Below are 25115 nucleotides of genomic sequence, written 5' to 3' on the forward strand. Positions count from 1 at the left end.
CGGGAGGGGGCGCGACCCCCTCCCGCACGGCCGGCAGGGCCTACTTGACGAAGTAGAGCTCTCCGGCCCGGAGCTGCTTGGTCAGCATGTTGTTCAGGTTGCCGTACCAGAAGAAGTCGCTCTGCGGCTTCCCCAGCTCGCCTTCCGCTGCGCTCAGCTTCGGGTCGTAGATCCGCAGCGGCGCGGTCTTCTCGATCAGCGGGATGAACGGCACCAGGTCGTTGGTCAGCGTCATGAGGTCCTCGGTGATGGACCGGACTTCATCCGGATCGGTGGCCTCGTAGAGCCGGGCCAGGAGCTGGGTCACGTTGTACTCCTTGCCGGTGCTGGGGGCCTTGAGGATCCGGTCCTCGCCGGGCTCCAGCTGAGGCAGGTTCATGCGGCCGGCGTACGCCCCCAGGTAGGCCTGGTTGTAGACCTCCCACGGGTGGGCGTAGGTCGACATGCTGGGCACGAAGTACGAGGCGATCTGGTGCTCGCCCTTGTTCATGTAGTCGATCATGGCGGCGAACTCCATCGGCTTGAACTCGACCTCGAAGCCGGCCTCCTTCAGCATGGTGGCGTAGGCCTCAGACGGGAACATCAGCGACGGCCAGGAGCCGATGGTGACCAGCTCGATCCTGACGACCTCGCCGTTCTCGTTCGCCCACTTGCCGTTCACCTTCTTCCAGCCGATGGACGTCAGCAGCTCCTCGGCCTTGGCCGGGTTGTAGCTGTAGTCCGTCAGGCTGTCCAGGAACGCCTGGCTGGAGTAGGCGGGGATCAGCGAGGGCAGCATGCCGGTGGCGTGGGTGTCGCTGACGAAGCTGCCGGGCTCGGCCAGCTTGATCAGGGTCTCCCGGTCCATCATGTAGGCGAAGGCCTTGCGGACCTCGGGGATGTTGAAGGGGTACTTCTGGTAGTTGAACAGGTAGCCGATCTGGGAGAACTCGGGGATGAAGATGGTGCGCAGCTTGTCCTTGAACTTGTTCTCCACCTGCTGCGTCATCTCGGGGCTCAGGCCGCCGTTCTCCACCGTGAAGGCCTCTTCCAGCACCGCTGTCGCGAAGGACTCGCCGCCGGCCGAGCGCAGGGCGCGGATCTTCGGGATCTTCACCTCCATGTAGTAGTGGGGGTTGGCCTCGAAGATCATCTCGGCGCTGGTGACGCCGGTCAGCACGTACGGGCCGGAGAAGAGCACGTCCTTCAGCGGATCGGGCTTGTAGTTGCCCAGGCGCGTGTTGATGTCGTTGATGACATCCTGGCCCGCCGCGTCGAACTTGTACCGTCCGGTGGCCTCGTCCCACACCCGGTACTGCTCGACGTAGTCCCGCAGTTCCGCGGCGAAGTCGCCGTAGGTGGCCGCCGGCGTCATGATGTAGGTGGGCAGGACCAGGTTCAGGTTGAGCGGGCTCTCGTTGACAAACTCAACGACGAGGGTCCGCTCATCCACCTTCTCGACGGACTCAGCCACCTGCCAGAGCGTGCCCTTGGCCGCCTGCATGTAGAGCGAGGTCAGAACGTCGTCGACCGTCAGCGGGCTGCCGTCGCTCCACTTCAGGCCGTCGCGCAGCACCATCGTGAGGGTCTTGCCCTCCATCTTGAAGCTCTCGAGGGCCGCAGGACGGTACTCCTTCTCCGGCAGGGCGGAGTAGTCCGTCAGCGGCTCGAACAGGAAGGGCTGAACCGACCAGTTCAGGCCCGCGACATCATCGAAGGGGTTCCCGTGGAAGGCAGGGGGCGGCTGGGTGTTCACGAAGGTCGTCAGCGTCTTGGTGGTGTCGACGTCACCGCTGAGCTTCAGGCTGGCTGGGGCCTGGGCGGGCGGCGTCTGCGTCCCACCGCCGCCCGGGGGGGTGGTGTCCTGATTGCGGGCGCACGCGGTTGCCAGGAGCATCGCTGCGGTGAGCAGTGCTGCTGCCAGCTTCTTCAATTCTGGATGCCTCCCTGATTGGGTGATTTCACATGAGGGCGGCCCGAGGCCGCGCGCTCACTGCCGCAGTGGGGGGACCCGGCCGGTCAGCCGCCCAGGTCCTTGCGCATGCACGCCCATTCGTGCACGACCTCAAACCCGGCGGACTCGTAGATGGTGCGGGCCACGTTGTTCTTGCCGGTGAACAGCGACATGAACGTGGCCCCCATGTCCTTCAGCCCCTGGCAGAGGGCCGAGAAGAGCACCGAGCCCGCTCCGCCCCCGCGGAACTCGCTGTGCACGCCGATGCCGGCGAAGTATCCGCGGCCGCTCTCCTGCACGTACAGCGGGCCGGCGAAGCCGCCAACTCGCCCGCCCCGCTGCACGATGAGCAGCGGGTGCGGGTTCGGGCTGTTCACGTCCGACATGACCTTCTCCCGCCAGTCCTCGTTGCCCAGGTCGTCGAACAGCTCGTTCAGGCCGTGGTGCACAGCCGGGTCGTAGTAGGTGACGGTCGTGCCCTGCTCGGCCAGTTTCCGGGCGCGCTCGGCGATCTTCGGGGAGTACTCGAAGTCCGCCAGCAGCCGGTAGTAGGAGTACTGCCGGGCGGTCTCCACGTAGCCGTTCTTCAGGAAGAACGGGAGCGCAGGCGACCGGGCGTCGACGCCGGGGGCGTTGGGGTGGTCGTGGCCGGGCGTGCCGGGGATGAACCACTCCAGGTTGACCGGGTTGAAGAAGTTCAGCATGATCCTCGTCACCGTGGGGAACTCCCGCAGCCGGGTTTCGAGGGCCGCAAGGAGCCGGCTTCCGATGCCCTGCCGCCGGTGGGCGGGGTCGACGAGCACGAACGTGACGTAGCCGTGGTCAGCGCCCAGCTTGTGGTAGGCGCTGCCGAAACCGACCACTTGGCCGTCCGCCTCGGCGACCAGGTTGTGCTTCACCTCGGCCGGGCCGGCGGCCACGAACTTCTGCCGGAACCGCTCCGGGGCCAGCGGCTTGTGGAGGATGTCGCGGCTTTCCGCCGCCCGGTTCCAGAGTGCCGCGGCCGCCTCCAGATCCTGCGCATCCATGGGTCTGATCATCTGCCTCGGGCTCCTTTGCTCATCGCTTCGTCCGCTGCAGCCACCGCACGACCGGCCAGTAGGCCAGGGCCACCAGCAGGTTGAGTCCGATCACCAGGCCGTAGAGCGTGCGCGTGCCCGGATCCCCGGGTCCGAAGACGAGTCCCAGCAAGGCGATCACCAGGATGGTGACCGCCGCCGCGGTGATCGCACGCAGAAACTGCAGGGGACCGCCTAGCCCTGGTTCCGGGCGCCGGCCCTGATCTTCTCCACCAGGTGGCACGCCACCAGTCCTCCCTCAGACTCCCGCAGCTTCGGTTCGTCCTGCTCGCAGACCGCCTCGGCGTACGGGCAGCGGGGATGGAACTTGCAGCCAGGAGGCGCATTCGTCACGCTGGGCATGTCGAACGACTTCAGCGGAAGCTGGTGCATGCGCCCGCGCCGGGTGGGGTCTGCCTCGGGGACGGCCGAGATCAGCGCGTGGAAGTAGGGGTGCGCCGGCCGATCCAGGGCCGCCTGGATCTGGTTGAGCTCGACCATGCGGCCCAGGTACATCACGGCGATGCGGCCGTGATGGGCGATGTAGCGCGCCGTGCCCAGATCGTGGGTGATGTAGACGAAGGAGATGCCGTACTTCTTGTTGGCGCGCGCCATCAGGTCGAGCAGCGAGATCCGCAGCGAGACGTCGACCATCGAGACCGGCTCATCGGCGACGATGAGGCTCGGCTTCACCGACAGCGCCCGTGCGAGCAGGATGCGCTGGCGCTGGCCGCCGGAAAGCTGGTGCGGGTACTTCTCCAGGAACTGCTCGGGCGGCGTGAGGCCGATCTCGGTGAACAGCGCCACCAGCTCGTCCCACGCCTGCTGCGTGTTTCGCACCAGCCGGTGCTGCAGAAGCGGCAGCGACAGCGACTGGAAGATGGTGCGGTTGGGGTTCAGCGCCGCGTAGGAGTCCTGGTGGATCATCTGCACCGCGAGCCGGTACTCCCGGTATCTCCGCTTGTCCAGCTGGCGGATGTCCCTGCCCTTGAACAGCATCCTGCCCTCGGTGGGCTGGTAGATGTCGGTGATCACCTTCCCGAGCGTAGTTTTCCCACAGCCGCTCTCGCCTACCACCGCGATGATCTCGCCGGGGGCGATTTCGAGGTTGACGCCGACCAGGGCGCCGACCCGCTCACGGGGGTTCTTCTCGCTCTGGAAGTAGACACTTACGTTTTCCAACTTCACAAGGTTCACGACTTAAACACCTTCTCCCAGCTGTAGCAGCGCGTGTACTGGTCCGGGTGGCTGGGGTACAGCTGCCGCGTGCGGGCCCGGTCGCCCTCGCAGAGGCCCTGCGCGTGGGCGAAGCAGCGCGGGGCGAACCGGCACGCCTCGGGCAGGTTGGCCAGGTCCGGCGGATTGCCGGGGATGGCCTTGCGCTTGGTGACGTCGTCCCGGAGCGACGGGATCGCCGTCATCAGGCCGGCGGTGTAGGGATGGGTCGGCTCCTGGAACATGGTGAGCACCGGGCCGTACTCGACCAGCTCGCCGGCGTACATCACGCCCAGCCGGTCGACGACGGACCCGATGATGGATACGTCGTGGGTGCAGAAGACCATGGTCAGGCCGTGGTCCCGCTGGATGCGCTTCAGGATCTCCAGGATGTACCACTGGGTGATGACGTCCAGGGCCGTGGTGGGCTCATCCAGGAAGAGGATGTCGGGGTCCAGGATGAGGCTCAGGGCGATGATGGTGCGCTGCTTCATGCCGCCCGAGAGCTGGTGCGGATAGCACTCCAGCACCCGCTCCTCCAGCCGCACCTGGCTCAGCAGGTCCCGGGCCTTGGCGAAGACGTCTTCCTCCCGCGCCTTCGGGTCGTGCGCCCAGGCGGTCTCCAGGAAGTGCTCCTTCACCCGCAGGGTGGGGTTCAGCACGTTCTGCGCGGCCTGGAAGACGCTGGTCAGGTGGGTCCAGCGGTACCGGCTGAACGCCTCCGGGGTGAGCGTCCGCAGGTCCACGGGCTTGCCGCCCCGGGGATGGTAGATCACCTGGCCCGAGGTGATGCGGCCCGGCGACTGCACCAGGTTGAGGATGCCGGAGACCAGCGTCGTCTTGCCGCTGCCGCTTTCGCCGATGATGCCGACGATCTCGCCGCGGTTCACGGTGAGGCTCACGTCGTCCACGGCGCGGATCGTCCGGTCGTGCAGCTTGAATTCCACGGTGAGGTGCTTGACCTCCAGAATGGGTTCGGTCATATCAGACCCTCCTCTAGGACCGCAGCCGCGGATTCAGCGCCTCATCCAGCCCGCTGGCGAAGAAGTAGCAGCCCAGCTGGAAGAGCATGAGGCAGAGGACCGGGGCCAGGAAGTAGACCATGGAGCCCGATCCCATGAGGGCGCCGGTCTGGGAGATGGCCACCTGGATCATCACGCCCCAGTGATTGCCCTGGAAGGGTACCAGGCCGAGGATCATCAGGCCGACGCTGGAGGTGATCGCGCCCTTCATGATGGAGATGAAGTTCACGGCGATGTACGAAACCAGGTTGGGCAGGACATCGTAGAGGATGATGTTCAGCTTGCTGATGCCCATGATCCGGCTGGCTTCGATAAACTCCCGGTGCTTCAGCGTGAGCACCTGTGAGCGGATGGCCTTGGCGAGGCCCGCCCACGACCAGAGGCCGAGCACCAGGCCGAACACCAGGGGATCGGTGATGCGGATGACCATGGAGAGGATCATGGTCACCGGGAAGCTGGGCATGGTCAGCACCACGTCGGTGAAGAGCATGAGCACCCGGTCGACGATGCCGCCCTGCAGGCCCGCCACGATGCCGATCGCCGCGGCGATCAGCACCGCGAAGAGGCCGGCGTAGGCGGCCACCAGCAGGACGTCACGGGAGCCCAGGATCAGCTGCAGCAGGGTGTCCTTGCCCGCGAGGTCGGTGCCCAGCCAGTGCCTGGCCGAGGGCGGCTGCAGCCGGTTGGCGTAGTCGGATTTCAGGTCGGGAATCAGCATAGGCCCGAAGACGGCCATCAGCAGGAAGACCAGCAAAATGAGAAAACCCATGCGCGACATGGGGTTTCTCCAGATCACGCTGAAAAAGGCCCTGATGCCGGCGAACCGGCCGGTGCGTCCCTTCTTCATGTCTGCCTACCTCTCTCTCAGCCGTGGGTTGAGCACCGCGTAGAGCTTCTCGGCCAGCAGTCCCGAGAGCACGACGACGACGATCATGATGAAGTACATCCCCTGCATCAGCGGGTAGTCGCGCCGGGCGATGGCCTGATTCAGGTAGTAACCCACGCCGGGGTACAGGAACAGGTTCTCGATCAGCGGCGAGCCGCCGAACATGAAGCCGAAGGCGATGGCCAGCGACGTGATCATCGGCAGGATCGAGTTCCGGCCGACATAGTGGATGAGAATCCGCCGCTGCGAGAGCCCCCGGGCCCGGGCGTAGGCGACGTAGTCCTCCCCCAGCGAGCCCAGGGCGTTGGCCCGCATGCCGATGGTCCAGTTGGCCACCGTCGTCAGGAAGTAGGCCAGAACCGGCAGGATGGCGTGGCGCATCACGCTGCCGATGAAGGCCAGGTTGAAGCCCGGCGTCACCGACGCGCTGTACGGGCCCCGGGCCGGCAGCCATCCGAGGGTGACCGCGAAGAGGAAGACCAGCAGGTACGCGATGATGTAGTCAGGCACCGAGCCGAAGATGGACTGCCAGAGGTTGAGGAGCGCGTTCATCCAGCGCCTCCGCTTCCAGGCGATGAAAAGGCCGGCCACCACGCCCGCCGTGAAGGAGAGGGTGAGGGAGACGGACAGCACCAGGAGCGTCCACGGCAGCGCCCCGAGCACCAGCTCCAGCACCGGCTTACCGTAGGCCAGCGAGTCGCCGAGGTTGCCCCGCAGGATGCCGCCCAGGTAGCCGACCAGCCGCTGGACCACGGGGACGTCGGGGTCGTAGTTCAGGACGCTCTTGGCCTTGGCGTAGGCGATCTCCATTTCGAGGTTCTCGGTGCGGGAGATCTCGGCGGCCAGCGTCTCCACGGGATCGCCGGGCATGTTCTGGATCACGACGAACATCGCGATGATCGCGAAGAGAATCGTCACGAGTGCCATAATCAGTTTGCGCAAGGTAGTCACACCCTATCAAATTCGGTTTATAACTAACTATGTATTGAAGTACTATTTCGCTCGGGCGATGCGCGGCTCCTCCCGCGGAAGGAGGGATGTCTGAATCTTCCAGACCCGTGATCTTGTCGTGCCCAAGAACTGCCTTCTGGCCGCACGGAAAACTGGCCGTGCTGGACGAATGGCGGCAGGTGAGGGGGGCGTTCAGGCCGTGATCCGAACGGACAGCCGTGCTGTTCGTTCATGATAGGCTTCGAGGGTATCGGGCCCGAAGCTGTACCTATGTCTTCGGAACGAGTGACAGTGTAAGGCGGCGTACATTTCAGGACACCACGAACCCGATGTTTTGACAACTGCTAAACATTTTCCAGGGCGCGATGACATCGCCGCGGCGCTGCACCGTGCGCTTGCGGGGCAGCCGCCGCGGCTGTCATCGGGGACGAGACCGGCTTGCCGCACCGGGGCCTGGAGACGCCGGATGTCCCGGTGGGCGATCAGCTGTAGAGGGGGTCTGCCGATGGTTTCACTGGACAAGCGCCGCCTGGAACTCGCCTTCGCCGTGGTCCAGCGCGGGGTGGAGGGGGGCGCCTTTGCCGGCGCGGTGGCCGCCGTGGGACGCGGCGACGAGGTCGTTGTGCGCGCCTTCGGCCACGCCGCCCTGCAGCCGGAGCGCGTGCCCATGCGCGCCGATACGCTGTTCGACCTCGCCTCGCTCACCAAGGTGGTCGCCACGACGCCGGCCGTGCTGCGGCTGGTGGAGCAGGGCGCCTTCTCGCTGGATGCGCCGGTGGCCGACCTGCTGCCCGAGTTCACGGACCGGCGTGTGACCGTGCGCCATCTGCTCACCCACACGTCGGGTCTTCCCGCCTGGCTGCCGCTCTACCTGGACCAGCGGGGGCTTCCTGCGTACCTGCGGGCCATCGGCCGGCTTCCGCTGGAGCAGGCGCCCGGCGAGCGTGTGGTGTACAGCGACCTGGGGTTCATCCTGCTGGGGGCCATCGTGGCGCGCGTCACCGGCCAATCCCTGCCCGATTTCTGCCGCACGGCTGTGTTCGAGCCGCTGGGCATGCGCGAGACCGGCTGGCTGCCGCAGGTTCCCCGGGCGCGCATCGCCGCCACCGAGGAGGGAAACCGCACTGAGATGGAGATGGCGGGGTTGCGGGCCGCGGAGTTTGACCGCTGGCGGCAGGAGATACTATGGGGCGAAGTGAACGACGGCAACGCCCACTACGGGCTGGGCGGCGTCGCCGGCCATGCGGGCCTCTTCGGGACCGCGCAGGATCTGGCGCTCTACGCCCTGGCCTGGCTGCGGGGGGGCCGGCCGATCCTCTCGCCTCCCACGGTTCAGCTGGCCACCCGGAACCTGACCCCGGCGCTGGGCGAGGCCCGGGGGCTGGGGTGGCAGAAACCGCCCCAGGAGACGCTGCCTTCCCGTCCGCACTCCTGCGGCGAGCTGCTCTCGGACTCGGCCTTCGGCCACACCGGCTTCACGGGGACTTCGCTCTGGATCGACCCGGAGAAGCAGCTGTTCATTATCCTGCTGACCAACCGGCTTCACCCGGTCCCTCACTGGAAGGGGCCAGACCTGTTCGCGCTGCGACCGGCCTTTCACAACGCCGTGGTCGCAGCCTGCTCGGCCGGATAGGCGTGGGCAAGGCGTGCTCGGCCGGATCGGCGCGGGCGGGACAAGCTCGGCGGGATAGGCAGGGTCGGGATGCGCTCGGCCCGATTGGCGTGGATGGGACGACCCCGGCCGGATGGGCGTGGGCGGGACGAACGCAGTCGGCAGGCGGGCCCGGGCGTGGGGTTGATTCCCGCCATGCGGGGGCGCAGCCGGATCGTGCTTCGCCACGGAGGGGGGAGCGACGCTGGAGCGTTTGAAGGCTGTCGCCGCAAAGCCGGAGCGGCTCGTCATCGGACTCATGTCCGGCACGTCGGTGGACGGTGTGGACGCCGCGCTGGTGCGTATCCGCGGGGGAGGCCCCGGCGTGCAGCTGGAGCTGGCGCACTTCGCCACCTATCCGTTCCCGTCCGCCGTCCGGGAGGAGATCTTCCGGCTGTTCCGGCCGGAGAGCTCAGACGTCGTGACCATCTGTCAGATGAACTTCGTGCTGGGCGAGGTGTTTGCCGACGCGGCCCTGCAGCTGATGCGGGCGGCCGGGGTCGAGCCTGCTGAGGTCGACCTGATCGGCAGCCACGGCCAGACGATCTGGCACGAGCCGATTCCGGTGCGGCGGGCGGGGGTGGAATCGGCCAGCACGCTGCAGATCGGCGATCCGGCGGTCATCGCCGCACGCACGGGCGTGGTGACGGTGGGGGACTTCCGGGTGCGGGACGTCGCCGGCGGTGGCCAGGGCGCCCCGCTGGTGCCCTACCTGGACTACTGCCTGCTCCGGGACGACCGCCTGAACCGGGCCGTGCAGAACATCGGCGGGATCGGCAACGTGACCTACCTGCCCGCCGGGTGCGATCTGGAAAGGGTAGTGGCTTTCGACACCGGCCCGGGCAACATGCTGATCGACGCCCTGACCAGCCGCTTCTTCGGCCGGCCGTATGACGAGGGCGGCGCCATCGCCGCCGAGGGGCAGGTGCTGCCCGACCTGCTGGCCGAACTGATGGCGCATCCTTACCTCGGGCTGGAGCCTCCCAAGTCCACCGGGCGTGAGCTGTTCGGCGTGCAGTTTGCGGCCCGTCTGCACGGCCGGGGGGATCCGACCGATCTCGTTGCCACCGCCACGGCCTTCACGGCGCATGCCATCGCCGACGCCTACCGCCGGTTTCTGGGACCGGTGGACGAAGTCATTGTGGGAGGCGGCGGCGCCCGAAACCCGACGCTGATGCGAATGCTCGCCGCGGCCCTGCCCGGGGTGCGGGTGGTGGACCACGAGGCGGTGGGCATCAACTCGGATGCGAAGGAAGCCATCGCCTTCGCCCTGCTGGCCAACGACTGCATCCTGGGACTGCCCACCAACGTGCCTGGCGCCACCGGCTGCCGGGAGCGGGCGGTGCTGGGGAAGATCTGTCTGTAAGCGACAGCAGGCAGCGGCGCCGGCGTGGCGGCCGGTCACGCTGCCTGCGAACGGGTGTGGTACGTGCTCTGCACCCGACCCTGGAACATGCTCTGCACCCGACCCTGAGACACGTCTCGCCATCCAGATAACCCCGGGGCCCCGCGACGGGGCCCCCATTATGAAGGAGGGGCCTTTGTTGACGGACCGGAAGGAGATGCGGATTCTCACCATCGGCGCCCACGCAGCTGACCAGGAGCTGGCGGCCGGGATGATCGTCGCCAAGTACACGGCGGCGGGCCACAAGGCGTTCATGCTCAGCCTGACCCCGGGCGAGAAGGGCCACCCCACGCTCACGGCGGAGGAATACGCCGAGCAGAAGAGGCGGGAGGCGGCCGAGTGCTGCCGGAAGCTGGGCGCGGAGGCGATCGTCTTGGACTACAAGGACGCCGAGCTGCCCTACAACGATGAGGTCAGTCTGGAGGTCTGCGACATCATCCGCGACATCAAGCCCGACGTGATCATCACCCACTGGCAGAACTCGATGCACCGGGACCACCGGCACGCGCACAAGATCGCCATGGACGCCGCGTTCTTCGCCGCCCTGAAGCGCATCGAGCGGGGGAAGCCGGCCCACTGGACGCGCCGGATCTTCTTCTCGGAGAACTGGGAAGACATGGAGGGGTATGAGCCGGACATCTACGTGCAGATCTCGGAGCCCATCTTTGCGCAGTACTGCGACGCCCTATCCAGCTTTGCCCTGTGGGAGGGCGGCACCGGCTGGCCGTACGCGGACTACTACAAGTCGCTGGCCCGCATGCGGGGCTGTCTCGGCGGCGGCCTGAACTGGAAGTACGCCGCGACGCTGATGGTGCCCAAGGGGGGCATGGTGCAGCGCTTCGCCGGTGAGCGGCTGCCGCTGGAGTTGTAGTCCCGGCGGTTGTACGGCGCGCCTGTTGGCCCCGGGGGCAGCCCGGCGCGGGCAGGAGGACAGTGGGAAGAATGTGCACTTTCGTGGAAGCCGCGTGGGAAGCGGCGCTCGGGGCTCGCAGCGCCGGGATCGCTTGCGCCGCAAGGCTTCTGGAAAGTGCACATTTGTTCCAGTGGGGAATGCGCCGGAGGGGGTCTTGAACGATATCTGGGGGCCATCGGTAACTGGTCGGCAGCCAGTGGCACGAACGTGTACTTTGGTGGAAGCCGCGTGGGAAGCGGCGTGTGGGGCTCGCAGCGCCGGAATCCCTTGTGCCCCAAGAACTCTTGGAAAGTGCACATTCGTTCCGCTGAATGCGAGGGCGGGCGGCTTGATAGCTGCGGGATCGTCGGGGCGAACCGTCCGCATCCAGCGCCCACGACGGCGGGAAGAAGAGCGGCCATGGAGATCCGCAGCAGAGCGGCCATCGAGGGCCGAAAAAGAGGAGCCATCGAGGATCTGAGAAGGCCTGCTCCTCAGCCTCGATGACCCCCTGCTTGCGAGCAGATCAGTGATACTTCTTCCACCCCGGCCACCTACACCAGCGCCGCCGCCACGGCGTTGTGGAAGCGGGGCCGCAGCCGGATGATGTGGTCGGTGCGGCCGAAGTGCACCCGGTTGGTCAGCAGCGCCACGACCAGGCGCCGGTGGGGATCCACCCAGAGGCTCGTACCCGTGAACCCCGTGTGCCCGAATGATCCGATGCTGAACAGGTCGCCGCAGCTGAGGAAGGCGGCCCTTTCGTGCGCGACGATCCAGCCCAGGCCCCGATGTTCGGGGCCGTCAATGTGCGGGGTCTGGTCCTGGGTGGCGGCGGCGACCGCTGCCGGCGAGAGGACGCCGCGGCCGCCGTCCAGCCACATCTGACCGTACGCCGCGACCTCCGGCGCCGTGCCGAACAGGCCCGCGTGGCCGGCGACGCCTCCGAGGGCGGCGGCAGTCTGGTCGTGCACGTCGCCGCACTGGAACCGGCCCAGCTCCTCCCGGAACTCCGTGGCGGCGGCGCTGGCGGCGCGCTCCCCCCGGGGCAGATACCCCGTCTCGGCCAGCCCCAGCGGCCCGTGGACCTGCTCCCGCACGAACCGCTCCAGGGGCCGGCCGCTCACCCGGGAGACCAGCTCGCCCAGCAGGATGAACCCCAGGTCGCTGTAGATGATCCGGGTGCCGGGAGGCGCCTCCGGCCGAATCTCGGCCAGGCGTGCAATGCGCTCCTCCCGGCTCGCCGCGGGCTCCCGCAAGGCCGGGCTGCCGGGCGGAAGGCCGGCGGTGTGGGTGAGCAGGTGGCGGATGCGGATCTGCTCACGCCCCTCCCCCCGGTGCTCGGGGAAGAATAGATGAAGCGGATCGTCGAGCCGGATCTCCCCCATTTCCACCAGGCGCAGGACGGCCGGCAGGGTGGCCATCACCTTGGTCAGCGACGCCAGGTCGAAGAGGGTCCCGGGCGTCATCGGCCGGCGCCGGGGGTGGACCGCCGCCCACCCCAGGGCCCGGTGGACCGCCACCGCCCCGTTCCGGGCGATGACCACCACCGCTCCCGGCAGCCGTTCCGCGGCGATCTCCGCCTCCAGGAGGCGGATGGCCCCTTCCAGCCGGCCTGGATCGAGTCCGGCGGCAGCGGGACCCGCCGGGTACAGCCCCGGGGGCCAGCGGGTATCGTACAGGCCGTCGGTTACAGGTACGGCGGACATGTGTGCATCCTTCTCCTCCGTGATGGACATCGGCAACACTTTCGTTGTCGCGGCGACTGCATGAGCGCCGGTGGAGCCGGTCTGCCGGGGCCGGTGAACGCGGGGAGGCTGCACCGGACCGGGGATCGCCGGCCGGGCGGGAATGGCGCTTCGCAGGCAGGCCGAGGGGAGACTCGCCAGGGCAAGTGGGCCAGAGGGTGAAACGACGAATCGAAAGCGAGGGATCGACATGGCGAAAGTCAGGCTGGGCAACGAGGTGCTCCTCGATTCCCGCCGGGAGCTGCTGAGAGGGGTACGGGTCGGCATCGTCACCAACCACACCGGCGTCGACAGCCGGCTGGAGTCCATCATCGACCGGCTGGCGGGCAGCCCGGGGGTGCGGGTGACGGCGCTGTTCTCGCCCGAGCACGGCATCCGGGGCGATGCGCCGGCGGGGGAGAAGGTGGGCAGCGCGGTGGACCCGGCCACGGGGCTGCCTGTCCACAGCCTGTACGGCGAGACCCGGAAGCCCACCCCCGAGATGCTCGCGAACGTGGATGTCCTGCTGTTCGACCTGCAGGACGCGGGCGTGCGCTTCTACACCTACACGTGGACGATGGCCTACTGCATGCAGGCCGCGGCGGAGCAGGGCAAGCGGCTGATCGTCCTGGACCGCCCCAACCCCATCGGCGGCCTGCAGGTGGAGGGGGGCATCGTACAGCCCGGCCTGGAGTCCTTCGTCGGGCTCTATCCGGTGGCCACCCGCCACGGACTGACCCACGGGGAGATCGCCCGCTGGCTGAACGAGCGGTTCCGGATCGGCTGCGACCTGGTCGTCGTGCCCATGGAGGGGTGGAACCGGGGGATGTGGTGGGACGACACGGACCTGCCCTTCGTGCCCCCCAGCCCGGCCGCCAACGGCCTGGACATGCTGACGCTCTACCCCGGCCTCTGTTTCCTGGAGGGGACGAACCTCTCCGAGGGGCGGGGCACCGCCCTGCCGTTTCAGGTCTTCGGCGCGCCCTGGCTCGACGAACGGCACACGGTGGCGGAGCTGCGGGCACTGGACCTGCCCGGCGTCCTGTTCCGGCCGGCCTATTTCACCCCGTGGGCGTCCAAGTACCAGGGGCAGTTCTGCCGGGGCGTGCAGGTGCACATCGTGGACCGGCGGGCCGTGCGGCCGGTGGAGCTGGGGGCGCACGTGGTGACCGTCGTGCGCAGGCTCCACCCCCACCAGTTCGAGTGGGTCAGGTGGGGCAGCGTACGTTCGCTGGACCGGCTGAGCGGCTCCGACCGGCTCTACAGGGCCGCCGAAGGGGAGCTTCCGCTTGCGGAGGTGCTGGCCGGCTGGGACCAGGAGGCCCGGGCCTTCGCAGAGGAGACGCTGGCCTACCGGCTTTACACTTAGACCAGGCCCTTAGAGGCGCCGGAGCTCCGCCTGCCAGGCCCGGAAGGGCTTCATGCTCATCTCCTCCAGCCCGCCGGGGCGGCTGCGCTGGAGCCACAGCTCCCGGTGTTCACAGGCGACGGCCTCCAGCTCCTGGATGAGCCTGTCCGCGGCGCCCGGGGCCGGCGGGGCGCCCTGACGCACGCCCTGCAGCGTGCGCCCCAGGTCGCAGAGCAGGAGCAGCAGCCGCACCGAGTTGCGCAGCTCCTGCAGGATCAGGTGGCCCCGGTCGCACCGGAGGTCGACGCGGTCCAGGCCGCCCGCCGCCCGCCGCACCGCTTCTTCCTGTGCGTCGAAGTCGCAGTCAAGCAAGACGGGCCACTCCCGCCAGGTGGCGGCGCTGTGGAAGAGGCGGCCGAGGACGCTGGCGTTGTGTAGCCGGGGGCCGGCCGCCAGGTAGGTGTTGCCCAGGTCGTAGAGCACGCCCGCGATCTGTCCGGCCCGGTCCCGGAAGACCACCCGGTTGAGGAAGGGGCGGACGTCCGCGTCCCGGTTGGCCTCGAAGGCCCAGCTCACCGCCGCGCCGTAAGCCAGGGGCAGATAGGTGACCGGCTCGTAGTCCTGGTGGCCGTAGTCGCCCCACACCGTGTTCAGGAAGCCCACGGCCCCGTGCCGGAGGCCGTGTTCGGCCGCGCTGCGCATGTTGGCCAGGGCGTTGTCGGTGCGCCCGACCAGAGACATCCAGGTGGAGGTGCCCGGGCAGACGTAGAAGGCGATCCCTGCCCGGCCGTACTCGGCGCAGTGCTCGGCGAAGGGATGGTCGGCCTCGTAGCCCCACTCCAGCGCGATCACGTCCTTGGGCAGCTGCGCCACGGCCGCCGGGTACTTGATGATGATGTCGCCCCAGAACTGCATCGTGCGGCCGCGCTCGGTGACCAGCCGGTGGATCTTCAGCAGCTGCTCCAGGTAGACCGCGTGCTCGCCCCGCTCGGCCACGGCCTCGCGGGACCGCCCCTGGCCCAGGTCGAACGTCTCGTCGCAGCCCACGTTGAAGTAGCGGCTGGTGAAGTGGGGCAGCAGCTCGTCGTACAGCCCGGCCAGGAACGGGATGACCGAGGGCTCCGCCGGCGAGAGAGAGAAGGGCTCGCTGCGGCGGCCGCCCCAGGGCAGGTCGAAGCCTTCCGGGGCTTCGGCCATGTGCCGGTAGCGGGGGTGGATCAGCCACTGCGTCATGTGGCCGAAGGAGTTCTGGTTGGGCACCAGGTCGATAAACCGCTCACGGCAGTACTGGTCGAGGGCCATGATCTCCTCGCCCGTCATCGGCGAGTAGGCCTGCCAGACCTCGCGGTGCTCCCGGTAGGCGAAGGTGTGCTCGGTATAGAGCTGGAACTCGTTGATCTTCAGGTCGGCCAGCAGGTCGACGAAGCGGAAGAGGTTGTCCATGGTGGGCACCTTGCCGCGGCTGATGTCCAGCATGACGCCCCGGCGGGGAAAGTCCGGCCAGTCGCGGATCTCGCAGCAGGGCACCTCCCGGCCGCCCTCCGGCCCCTGAGCGAGCGCCAGCAGCTGGGCGAGCGTGGCGAGGCCGTAGGCGGCCCCGGGCGGGTCGGCGGCGGCGATGGTGATGCGCATCGGGTCGACGGTCAGCGCATAGCCCTGGGCCTGGGCAACCGCCCCGCTCTGCGGGTCGACGACGACGTGGGGCACGCCGGCCAGGCCCGCGGCGCTGGCCGTGAGCCGGGTCTCGATGCCCGCTGCCCGGGCGGCGGCCTGAAAGCGGCGGAGCGTGGGCAGAAGCTGGTCGTGGCGGCTCAGCACGGCCACCCAGATCTGCTCCGGGAGCCTGAGAGACTGATCGTGCCATGAAGCCTGCCTGGGCAGCGGCACGAGCGGCAGCGCGTTCACGACGACACCTCCCAGCGAAGGTCGGCCGGGGGAGGGGGCCCCCGGTACCTGAAGGGTATTGTGCCCAATTCGCCGCCGGACGAGCGGATACCTGGGGCCGGCCCGGGCCGGGAGCGGGCAGGATAGCGGGCGCTTCCAGCGGAAATGGCAGGGTTTGCGACAAGCAATGCGGAATTGAGAAGCAGAACGGCCGGAGGAGGTAGACCTGCCCGATGTTCTTCGTCCGTCGGTTCTCGTATCTGCTGTCGAGCCTGCTCTTGCTGGTGGTCCTCGGTCTGGTGAGCTGGCGGATGCAGTGGCAGCTCGCGGGATTCGTCATCGTCCTGGTGCTGACCGCGGCCTTCGCCATCTACTGGGTTGCGGTGCGCCGGGGGGCGGTCACCCCCGCAGACCCCCGGAAGAAGCTGAAGCGGTCCCGGGGGGGTTCCCGACCGACGATCCTGCACTTCTACAGCGACTTCTCCCTCGGCTGCCTCCTCAGCCGCCCGCTGGTGGCGCCGGTGGAGCGCCAGTACCGGGGGCGGTGCGAGTTCATCTACGTGGACGTGGGCCACCCCGAAGCCGGGGTGATGCTGGAGGAACTGAGAGCGGAGATGGGCGACTGGGTCCTCTTCGACCGCTCGGGCAAGCTGGTGGGGCACCGACGGCGCCTCACCGCAGCGGACATCGAGCGGGTACTGGACGGCGCATCCTAACTGAACGGAGCACGGGAATCGGGCACGCCGTGGCAGACACGGCGTGTATTTATGGAAGGGAGTTGTGCGAGATGGAGTACCAGGAGCTGTTCGAGCTGGTCCGCACCCGCCGGTCGATTCGTCGCTACAAGCCGGACGACGTGCCCGATGAGATGCTGCAGAGGGCCATCGAGCTGGCCACCTGGGCGCCCAGCGGCGGAAACTACCAGCCGTGGCGGTTCACCGTGGTGAAGAACCGGGAGCTGATCCAGCGGATCGCCGATGCCGTGCAGGCCCGGAGCCGGCTCATGGCGTCGTGGCCCGAGGCCGACCCGTACCGGGCGCAGGCGGACCGCTGGATCGTGACCAGCGCCTTCTTCCGCGATGCCCCGGCGTGCATCGCGGTCCAGGTGGGCGGCTACGAGTCGGTGGCCGACAAGCTTCTGGCCGCCCGGGGCCCCCAGGACCCGGCGGCCGCGGAGATGATGGAGTGGCGCAGGTTCGGGTCGTCCCGCATCCAGACGATCGGCGGGGCGATCATGCTGCTGCTGCTGGCCCTGCATCAGCAGGGGCTGGGGGCCTGCTGGATGGCCGGCCCCCTGCAGGCGAAGCGGGAGATCGAAGAGCTGCTGAACATCCCCGAGGGATGGGAGTTCGTCGCCCTGATCCCCGTGGGCTTCCCGGCCGAGGAGAAGCAGGGGGCGCCCCGGCGGCCGCTGGATGAGGTGATGGAGTTCATCCGCTAGCCCCCGGCCCCTCCCCCGTATCGTGCCTGCCCTGTCCGGGAACACTGTTAGGGCAGGCTGCACGGGGGGAGTGAGGGCGACGTGGGAACGCGCGACTCGGGCCGGGGCCGGGAAAGGCGCCCGGGGTCAGGTGCGGGGCGGCTGCGCCGCAGGGGAACCTGGACGCGCAGCCGGAACCGGCGGCGGACCGGCTGGTTCGCCGCGTTCTGGGGCCGGTTCCGCCGGCGGTGGCGTTCTTTCTGGCACTGGGAGGTGCTCCACGCGCTCCGGCAGCGGTACCCGCGGCTGGTCCGGACGCGCGCCCTGAGCCCCGGCGAGCTGCGCCGGTTTCCGCAGCGCACCTGGCAGTAAAGCGATGAAATCGTGATGGTACAGCAGCCGCCCTGAGCCCCATAATCCGCAGCCCCCCTGGCCGGTCACCGGCCAGGGGGGCGTTCTCATCTACAGGTTGCCGTGCATGGCGTAGGTGCGGACCTTCTCCAGCTCACGGATGATCATGTTCTTGCCCTCTTCCGTGTGCCACCAGTTGTCGCGGGTGATGTCGGTCCGCCGGTCCGGGCAGCACGTGATGACGGTCTCCCGCGGAATATAGTTGGCGATGGTGCGCTTCACCCTGCGCATGTGGTGCGGCGCGCTCACCAGGAGGACGTTCTTGATATTCTTCCAGCCGATCGTTTCCTCTATACGCTTAACCGAGTACTGCACCTGCTCGATGGTGTTCAGGCCCTCGCACTCAATGTCGATCGCTTCGGCCGGCACGCCCATCTGAACCATGTGGTCGCGGAGCCGTTCCGCCTCGCAGACGCCGGTGCCGCGCTTGTCGCCGCCGGTAATGAAGACCCGGGGGGCCAGGCCGAGCTTGTAGAGCTCTGCCGCGCGTTCAGCCCGCTCGAGCCGCTTGCCGCCGAAGACCAGGATCAGGTCGCCGGGTGTGGGCTCATCCTCGACGAACAGGTACTCGGAGATCTCGCGGAGCGACATGCCTTCGTACATCCTCAGACTCATTGGGCATTCCTCCCTGGCGCATGTTCTGGCGCCCGCTCTCCCCACTGGTCGCCCCTGCCGCCAGGCCCCGCCGGGCGCCGGACGACGGGAAGGGTCGGCAGGGTGAAAAATCGCCTTTGCTTCGCAACCAGAGCGCTCACATCGCACAGCCTGGCCACAGGCCCGGCTTCGCGTGGGCTTCTGATTCCGAAACAAAGGCGATCGCGTGCACACACTCTCTGATTCCGGGCAGGCCGCTGCGCAGCCCGCCCCCCTTGTCGCGCGGTCCGACGGACGCGCGCGGGGCAAAGAGGCGGATGGACTGGAGCACAATCCAGTTCCTGGTCGGAGTGCGGTGCAACGGCCCTCACCTCCTTACCCTGTGAACAGATTATTCGCCACCCGGGGGGAAATCCCCTGTCGCGTCCGGCGGTTTCCGACCACTCTCCTGCGGATGGGGCCGAAGGTCGCTCTGGGTCTAGCGGCAGCTACGACCCGCGCAGTACCCGCCCGTCGGTCCCGGCGGGGAGCCGGGGTCTATGGGCGGGCTGGGCTGAGCTGACGGTACGCGCGGATCAGCGCGGCGGCTGCGGCGTCCACTTCTTCCTCGGTGGTGTAGCGGCCGACGCTCAGCCGGAGGGAGCCCAGCGCCTCGACGGGGGAGAGGCCCATGGCCAGCAGGACGGCGCTGGGCTCGCTCACCCCGGCGTGGCAGGCGGATCCGGTGGAGGCCGCGACCTCGGGGGCAGCCGCCAGCAGATCGTTGCCCACCACGCCCTCCACCCGGATGTGCAGCGTGTTGGGCAGCCGCGGGGCGCCCTCGCCGGTCACCCGGAGGGGCAGCGCGTCGGCGAGCTGAGCCTGCAGCCGGTCCCTGAGCGCCGCCAGCCGCTTGGGTTCGCCCGTGGCCAGCTTCAGTTCGGCGATCTCCGCCGCCCGGCCCAGGGCGACGAGGTAGGGCACGTTCTCGGTGCCCGCCCGCCGCCCGCCTTCGTAGTCGGCGCCGTGGATCAGCGGGTGCAGGGTGACGCCGCTGCGCACGTAGAGGGCGCCCACCCCCTTGGGAGCGTAGAGCTTGTGGCCGGCGACGGTGAGCAGGTCGCAGCCGATCGCGGAGACATCGACGGAGATCTTGCCGCAGGTCTGCGCCGCATCCACGTGAAACAGCACCCCGGCCTCCCGGGCGATCCGGCCGATTTCCGCCACAGGCTGGATGACCCCGGTCTCGTTCTGCGCGTGCAGGAGGGTGATGAGGATCGTGTCGGGGCGCAGGGCCCGGCGCACCGCATCGGGGTCCACCAGCCCCCGGCCGTCGGCGGGGATGACGGTCAGCGCGAAGCCGAAGTGCTGCTCCAGGTACCGGCAGGCCTGCAGGGTGGCGGGGTGCTCGATGGCCGAGGTGATGATATGCCCCCGCCCCCGGGCGAAGGCGATTCCCTTGACCGCCAGGTTGATGGATTCGCTGGCGCAGGACGTGAAGACGATCTCCCCGGCTGCGGCCCCGATCAGGCCGGCCACCTGCTCCCGGGCCTCGGCGACGGCCGCGGCGGCGACCGCGCCCAGCCGGTGGGTCGAGTGAGGGTTGCCGTAGTGCTCCGTCAGGTAAGGGAGCATGGCCTCGGCCACGGCGGGATCCACGGGCGTCGTCGCGTTGTAATCGAGGTAGATCGGCCGCTCCATCCTAGATACCTCCTTATCCAGTCTGGCCGGAACCCGCCCTGCAACCGCCGCTGTAGGGACACCTACGGTTAACAATGCAGAATTGGGTATGAGTGAGATCGTTCCTTTGAGTCATACCAATTACCTATCGCCATTGCTAGACTGAAAGTGGTCGAGAGTTGTGACGCGCGTCACAGACAAGCATGGGCCAAAGTCAAGCGGCGGATGCCGGGAAAGGATGAGCACAGTTGGGCGTCACAATGCTTAGCCGGATCCAGTTTGCCTTGACGGTCGGTTTCCACTTCATCTTCGTACCGCTGTCCATCGGCCTGATCATCTTCACCGTCATCATGGAGACCCTGTACGTGCGTACGGGGGATCCCAAGTACAAGGCCCTGACGAAGTTCTGGGGCAAGCTGTTCACCATCAACTTCCTGCTGGGCGTGGTCACCGGCGTCGCCATGGAGTTCCAGTTCGGCACCAACTGGTCGCGGTACTCGGAGTTCATGGGCGACATCTTCGGGTCGCCGCTGGCCGTGGAGGCCCTCATGGCGTTCTTCCTCGAGTCGACCATGCTGGGCATCTGGATCTTCGGCTGGAACAAGCTGTCGAAGAAGATGCACCTGCTGGCCGGCTGGCTGATCGCGCTCGGCACCCACCTGTCCGCTGTATGGATTATTGTTGCCAATGGCTTCATGCAGCATCCCGTGGGCTACGTGCTGCGCAACAACCGTGCGGAGCTGGTGAACTTCTGGGAGGTCCTCTTCAACCCCTACGCGTGGTACACCTACATTCATACCATCTTCGCCTGCTACACCGTCGGCGCCTTCTTCGTCCTGGCGGTCGCGGCGTACCATCTGCTGCGCAGGCAGAACGTTGAGATGATGCAGACCGTCATCAAGTTCGCCACGGTCTTCGCCATCATCTCCACCCTGGGCAACGCCGTTACCGGGCACTTCAACGGCAAGAACGTCGCCCTGCGGCAGCCCGTCAAGCTGGCCGCCATGGAGGCGCAGTGGGAGACCGAGCAGAATGCCGGCTTCTCGCTGCTGGTGATCCCGGATGCGAAGAACGAGCGCAACTCGGTGGAGGCCATCACCATCCCCGGCCTGACCTCCTGGCTGTCCTACGGCCGCACTGACGCCGAGGTCCTGGGTCTGAAGGATGTCCCCGTCAACGAGCGGCCGCCCGTGGGGCTGACCTTCTGGTCCTTCCGGATCATGGTGGGGCTCGGCATCCTCATGCTGATCATGTCCGTCGCCGCCTGGTGGCACCACCGCAAGGGCACGCTGATGGAGCGCACCCGTCTGCTGAAGTACCTCATGTATGCGATTCCGCTGCCCTACATCGCGACCAACCTGGGCTGGATGGTCGCCGAGGTGGGCCGGCAGCCGTGGACCGTCTACGGCCTGATCACCACCGCCGATTCGGTCTCGCCGGTTGCGCTCTCGGATGTGATCATCAGCCTCAGCCTCGTGGTGGTCTTCTACGCCATCCTCGTGGGCCTGGATGTATACCTCCTGGTCCGCTACGCCAAGGCCGGCCCCGAGGCCTACGACGAGCGGCAGGTTGCTGTGGCAGACTAACCCCGCTGTGCGCAAAGGAGGTATGCACGGATGTCCCACGAGCTCTTGCAGGTGATCTGGTTTGCCCTGTGGGGACTGCTCTGGGCAATCTACTTCGGCCTCGACGGCTTTGACCTCGGATCCGGGATGCTGGCCGGCATCTTCCGGGATGACGAGGAGCAGCGCCACCTGATCGGTTCGCTGGCCCCGATCTGGGACGGCAACGAGGTCTGGGTGATCACGGCCGGCGGTGTGACCTTCGCCGCCTTCCCCAAGCTGTACGCCACCATGTTCAGCGCCCTCTATCTGCCCCTGTTCATCATCCTGTTCAGCCTGATGTTCCGTGCGGTGGCGATTGAGTTCTACCACCACATGGGCTACGACCGGCAGTGGCAGAAGATCTGGGCCTGGGTTCTCGCCGTCGCCAGCCTGCTGGTGGCCCTGCTGTTCGGCGTGGCCTTCGGGAACATCTTCCAGGGCATGCTGCTGGACGACCAGGGCTACCACGGCACGATCATCAGCCTGCTGAACCCGTACGGCCTGCTGACGGGCGTGCTGTTCGTCGCTGCCTTCCTGATGAACGGCGCTTCCTGGCTGGCGCACAAGGCCCCCACTGACGGGCTCCGGGCCAAGGCCTCCACGTTCGGCAAGCGCACCTGGCCCGTGGTCCTGGTGCTGGCCGCCGCCTGGCTGGTGTACACCCCGTTCGCCACGCGGCTCATGGAGAACTACGTGAAGGTGCCCGCCCTCTTCCTGGTTCCGGCGCTGGCCGTCGTCCTGCTGGTGCTGACCCGGGTGTACATGGAGAAGGGGCGCCACGTGCTCTCGCTCCTGATGGGCTCGCTGACCGTGGGGGTCACCGTCATCGCGGGCGTGATCGGGCTCTTCCCGAACATGTTCCCGTCCAAGATCGACCCGGCGTACAGCCTCACGGCGTTCAACGCCTCCAGCAGCCACTACACCCTGCAGTTCATGTTCATGGTTGTGCTGATCTTCCTCCCCTTCGTCCTGCTGTGGCAGATCTGGGCCTACCGGCTGTTCGGCCGGGCGGGCACCGGCAGCGAAGCGGAGCATTACTAGTCCACCCTCGACCAACCACCAACCACGGCGGAGGGCTCCCGCAGCGGGAGCCCTCCGCCGTTCGCGCGTTTGGCGGGCGGCGCGCACGCAGGCGCCTAAGTGATGCCCAGCTGCTTCATCTGGTAGTACAGGGCGCTGCGCGAGATGCCGAGCCGCCGGGCGGCCAGCGACCGGTTCTGGCCCGCCGCCTCCAGCGCGGCCAGGATGGCAGCGCGGCGCGCCTCCCGGGCTGCCGAGGACAGGTCGGTGACCACAGCTCCGGCCGGGAACGGGGAGCCGTTGGCGGCAACGGCAGAGCCCGCGAGGACCGGGGCGGCGGGAACGGGCGCGGCAGAGCCGGCCGGGACGGGGTCGGCGGACCCCGGCGCGGCGGCTGCGCCGGGGGCCGCGGGACCGGCGATGCCGGGCGCGCCAGGGGCTGTGGGGGCACGGACACCCGCGGTCGCGGGGGACGCCGGCCCGGGGGCGCTGCCCGGCGCCGGGATGGTGGCGGGGCCGGGGTTATGGGCACCGCCGGAGCCGGTGGCGTAGACCGGGGCGGTTCCGGCGGGATGGACTGCGCCGGAGTCGGCGCCGTGGACCGGGGTGGGGCCAGCGGGATGGACTGCGCCGGAGTCGGCGGCGTGGACCGGGGTGGGGCCAGCGGGATGGACTGCGCCGGGGCCGGCGGCGTGGACCGGGGCGGAGACCCGGGCCGGGGCCCCGGCGAAGGAGGCTGGGGCAGCCGGCGATGCGGTTCGGATGGCCGGCGGCAGGTACTCCGCCTTGATCATGCCGTCGTCGCTGAGCACGACCAGCCGCTCCATCACATTGCGCAGCTCCCGGATGTTGCCCGGCCACGAGTACGCCATGAAGGCGACCATCACGGCGGGCTCGATGCCCTTGACCGACCGCTTGTGGCGGATGGCGAACTCCCGGGCGAACTGGTGGACCATGTCGGCCAGATCGTCCAGCCGATCCCGCAGGGGCGGGATCTCCAGGCTGACCACGTCGAGCCGGTAGTAGAGGTCCTCCCGGAAGCTGCCCTGGCGCAGCATCTCCTCCAGGTTCCGGTTGGTGGCGGCGATGATGCGCACGTCCGCGAGGCGCGGCTTGTCGCTGCCCAGCCGGTAGAAGCGCCGGTCCTGGAGCACCCGGAGGAGCTTCACCTGGGTCTCCAGAGGCAGCTCGGCCACCTCGTCCAGGAAGAGCGTGCCGCCCTGAGCCTGCTCCAGCTTCCCCGACTTGCCCTTCTGGTCGGCGCCGGTGAAGGCGCCCCGCTCGTAGCCGAAGAGTTCGCTCTCGAAGAGCGCGGGCGGGATGGCGCCGCAGTTGATCGCCACGAAGGGCCGGTCGCGGCGCTCGCTGGCCTCGTGGATCGCCCGGGCGAACACTTCCTTCCCTACGCCGCTCTCGCCGCGGATCAGCACCGTCGCATCGGAGGCGGCCACCCGGCGGGCGATGCTGACCGTGCGCTGGATCGCCTGACCCCTTCCGGTGATGCGCTGGAAGGGGTCGCCGTGCTGCTGGATGCGCGACATCTCCCCCGCCAGCGCCCGGTACTCGGACGTGGTGCGGTCGAGCTGCCGGTGCAGCTTCACCATGCTGGTGACATCCTGCTCCACGGCCAGGCCGCCGATGATGCGGTCGCCCATCCGGATCGGGTGCGCGTTGATGATCACCCACGTGTCGCGGCGGGGCTCGTGCAGCTTCTGGTGGACCGAGGCCCCCGTGGCCAGGGCCCGCAGGCTGTACTGGTCGCGCCCGGGGAAGAAGTCGGCCAGCGGCCGGCCCAGGATGTCCGCGGCCTTGATGCCGTAGAGCCGCTCCGCGGCCGGGTTCCAGCCATTCACCCGTCCCGCCTCGTCCACCATGCACACGCTCTCCTCCAGGGTGTTCATGAGGGCGGTGAACTGCGCCTGCAGCCGGCGGTGCTCCTCGTGCAGGAACCGGGCGATGTCGGTCCAGCAGAGGATGCCCACCGGCGCGCCGTCGGCGCCGGTGACCACCGTGACCGCGCGGCCCGGCTGCAGGATGGCCGCGCCCAGCGGCAGCGTGGCGGGCACCGTCTGCACGGGCAGCCAGGGAAACCCGTCCGGATGCGCCCCCGGGTGGCCTCCCAGATAGTCGGCCAGCTGATCGCTGGCCGCCGCGCCGGCGGGGCGGCCCCGCTCGGTGCGGATGACGGTCACCCCCGGCTCGCGGCGCAGCTCGCCGTTCCAGTTTTCCGCCTCCAGGAGGGTGAACCTGTGCGACATCACATCTGCGACGGTCAGGAGAGCCAGGCCCATGGACAGAAAACCCCCTGTACGAGTGTCCGAACACCAGGAGTCGTGTCGGAATTCTAGCACAGGGTCTGTACAAATTTCAATACACAACGGCTTGTTATTCAAAACACTAGCACATTTTCCGGGACTTTCGCGCTTTGGCACGGTGAT

General features: G+C 68.2%; 21 protein-coding genes. 9 read left to right on the forward strand and 12 right to left on the reverse strand.

The features are described 5' to 3' along the window. Positions 1–40 precede the first annotated feature (40 nt). The 7 genes from ACZ5UM_RS08180 to ACZ5UM_RS08210 form a co-directional block, all read right to left on the reverse strand. The gene (locus ACZ5UM_RS08180; protein WP_464848083.1) at positions 41–1912 is read right to left on the reverse strand and encodes an ABC transporter substrate-binding protein; all 1872 of its coding nucleotides are present in this window, start codon (positions 1910–1912) and stop codon (positions 41–43) included. Between the two features lie 86 nt (positions 1913–1998). Beyond that, entirely contained in the window at positions 1999–2973 is a 975-nt protein-coding gene (locus ACZ5UM_RS08185; protein ID WP_464848084.1) for a GNAT family N-acetyltransferase, read from the reverse strand. A gap of 19 nt (positions 2974–2992) precedes the next feature. Beyond that, positions 2993–3235: a hypothetical protein gene (locus ACZ5UM_RS08190; RefSeq protein ID WP_464848085.1), complete on the reverse strand. Its 243-nt coding sequence runs from the start codon at positions 3233–3235 to the stop codon at positions 2993–2995. Continuing rightward, complete coding sequence (locus ACZ5UM_RS08195) at positions 3187–4188, reverse strand: ABC transporter ATP-binding protein (protein ID WP_464848086.1); 1002 nt, start codon at positions 4186–4188, stop codon at positions 3187–3189. Before ACZ5UM_RS08195 ends, ACZ5UM_RS08190 begins: the two co-directional genes overlap by 49 nt. Then, a complete protein-coding gene (locus tag ACZ5UM_RS08200) occupies positions 4185–5189 on the reverse strand; it encodes an ABC transporter ATP-binding protein (protein WP_464848087.1) in 1005 nt (334 codons plus the stop codon). Before ACZ5UM_RS08200 ends, ACZ5UM_RS08195 begins: the two co-directional genes overlap by 4 nt. Before the next feature lie 13 nt (positions 5190–5202). Then, positions 5203–6075 carry an ABC transporter permease gene (locus tag ACZ5UM_RS08205; RefSeq protein ID WP_464848088.1) on the reverse strand — a complete coding sequence of 291 codons (873 nt, stop codon included), beginning with the start codon at positions 6073–6075 and terminating at the stop codon, positions 5203–5205. Between the two features lie 6 nt (positions 6076–6081). Next, positions 6082–7056, reverse strand: coding sequence for an ABC transporter permease (locus tag ACZ5UM_RS08210; protein WP_464848089.1), 975 nt, complete (start codon positions 7054–7056; stop codon positions 6082–6084). 514 nt (positions 7057–7570) lie between these two features. Here ACZ5UM_RS08210 and ACZ5UM_RS08215 point away from each other — a divergent pair. From ACZ5UM_RS08215 to ACZ5UM_RS08225, 3 genes are all read left to right on the forward strand, one after another. Next, positions 7571–8698 (forward strand): serine hydrolase domain-containing protein, encoded by a 1128-nt coding sequence (locus ACZ5UM_RS08215; RefSeq protein WP_464848090.1) that lies wholly within the window; start codon positions 7571–7573, stop codon positions 8696–8698. 232 nt (positions 8699–8930) lie between these two features. Next, positions 8931–10082, forward strand: a complete 1152-nt coding sequence (locus tag ACZ5UM_RS08220; RefSeq protein ID WP_464848091.1) for an anhydro-N-acetylmuramic acid kinase — start codon at positions 8931–8933, stop codon at positions 10080–10082. A 178-nt stretch (positions 10083–10260) separates the two neighbouring features. Further along, entirely contained in the window at positions 10261–10992 is a 732-nt protein-coding gene (locus ACZ5UM_RS08225; protein ID WP_464848093.1) for a PIG-L deacetylase family protein, read from the forward strand. Positions 10993–11567: 575 nt separating this feature from the next. On the opposite strand, the gene ACZ5UM_RS08230 is transcribed toward ACZ5UM_RS08225, so the two are convergent. After that, a complete protein-coding gene (locus ACZ5UM_RS08230) occupies positions 11568–12719 on the reverse strand; it encodes a serine hydrolase domain-containing protein (RefSeq protein WP_464848094.1) in 1152 nt (383 codons plus the stop codon). A gap of 229 nt (positions 12720–12948) precedes the next feature. Here ACZ5UM_RS08230 and ACZ5UM_RS08235 point away from each other — a divergent pair, with 229 nt between their 5' ends. Next, complete coding sequence (locus ACZ5UM_RS08235; protein ID WP_464848095.1) at positions 12949–14106, forward strand: exo-beta-N-acetylmuramidase NamZ family protein; 1158 nt, start codon at positions 12949–12951, stop codon at positions 14104–14106. A gap of 9 nt (positions 14107–14115) precedes the next feature. On the opposite strand, the gene ACZ5UM_RS08240 is transcribed toward ACZ5UM_RS08235, so the two are convergent. After that, positions 14116–15990, reverse strand: coding sequence for a beta-N-acetylhexosaminidase (locus ACZ5UM_RS08240; RefSeq protein ID WP_464848096.1), 1875 nt, complete (start codon positions 15988–15990; stop codon positions 14116–14118). Positions 15991–16202: 212 nt separating this feature from the next. Here ACZ5UM_RS08240 and ACZ5UM_RS08245 point away from each other — a divergent pair, with 212 nt between their 5' ends. The 3 genes from ACZ5UM_RS08245 to ACZ5UM_RS08255 all read left to right on the forward strand — a co-directional run bounded on the left by ACZ5UM_RS08245 (position 16203) and on the right by ACZ5UM_RS08255 (position 17761). Continuing rightward, entirely contained in the window at positions 16203–16685 is a 483-nt protein-coding gene (locus tag ACZ5UM_RS08245) for a thioredoxin domain-containing protein (protein ID WP_464848097.1), read from the forward strand. A 71-nt stretch (positions 16686–16756) separates the two neighbouring features. Then, on the forward strand, positions 16757–17410 hold the full coding sequence (locus ACZ5UM_RS08250) for a nitroreductase family protein (RefSeq protein ID WP_464848098.1): 654 nt from the start codon (positions 16757–16759) through the stop codon (positions 17408–17410). Positions 17411–17491: 81 nt separating this feature from the next. Next, positions 17492–17761 carry a hypothetical protein gene (locus ACZ5UM_RS08255; protein ID WP_464848099.1) on the forward strand — a complete coding sequence of 90 codons (270 nt, stop codon included), beginning with the start codon at positions 17492–17494 and terminating at the stop codon, positions 17759–17761. 90 nt (positions 17762–17851) lie between these two features. Here the strand turns inward: ACZ5UM_RS08255 and ACZ5UM_RS08260 are convergent, their stop codons facing one another. Both ACZ5UM_RS08260 and ACZ5UM_RS08265 read right to left on the reverse strand, forming a co-directional pair. After that, positions 17852–18415 (reverse strand): YdcF family protein, encoded by a 564-nt coding sequence (locus ACZ5UM_RS08260; RefSeq protein WP_464848101.1) that lies wholly within the window; start codon positions 18413–18415, stop codon positions 17852–17854. 516 nt (positions 18416–18931) lie between these two features. Next, positions 18932–20074, reverse strand: a complete 1143-nt coding sequence (locus tag ACZ5UM_RS08265) for a cysteine desulfurase family protein (protein WP_464848102.1) — start codon at positions 20072–20074, stop codon at positions 18932–18934. A gap of 227 nt (positions 20075–20301) precedes the next feature. On the opposite strand from ACZ5UM_RS08265, the gene ACZ5UM_RS08270 reads away from it, so the two are divergent. Further along, positions 20302–21639, forward strand: a complete 1338-nt coding sequence (locus tag ACZ5UM_RS08270) for a cytochrome ubiquinol oxidase subunit I (protein WP_464848103.1) — start codon at positions 20302–20304, stop codon at positions 21637–21639. A 30-nt stretch (positions 21640–21669) separates the two neighbouring features. Next, positions 21670–22698, forward strand: coding sequence for a cytochrome d ubiquinol oxidase subunit II (gene cydB / locus ACZ5UM_RS08275; protein ID WP_464848105.1), 1029 nt, complete (start codon positions 21670–21672; stop codon positions 22696–22698). Positions 22699–22793: 95 nt separating this feature from the next. On the opposite strand, the gene ACZ5UM_RS08280 is transcribed toward cydB, so the two are convergent. Beyond that, positions 22794–24968: a sigma 54-interacting transcriptional regulator gene (locus ACZ5UM_RS08280; RefSeq protein WP_464848107.1), complete on the reverse strand. Its 2175-nt coding sequence runs from the start codon at positions 24966–24968 to the stop codon at positions 22794–22796. Between the last annotated feature and the right edge of the window lie 147 nt (positions 24969–25115).

The sequence above is a fragment of the Symbiobacterium ostreiconchae genome (assembly GCF_055396975.1).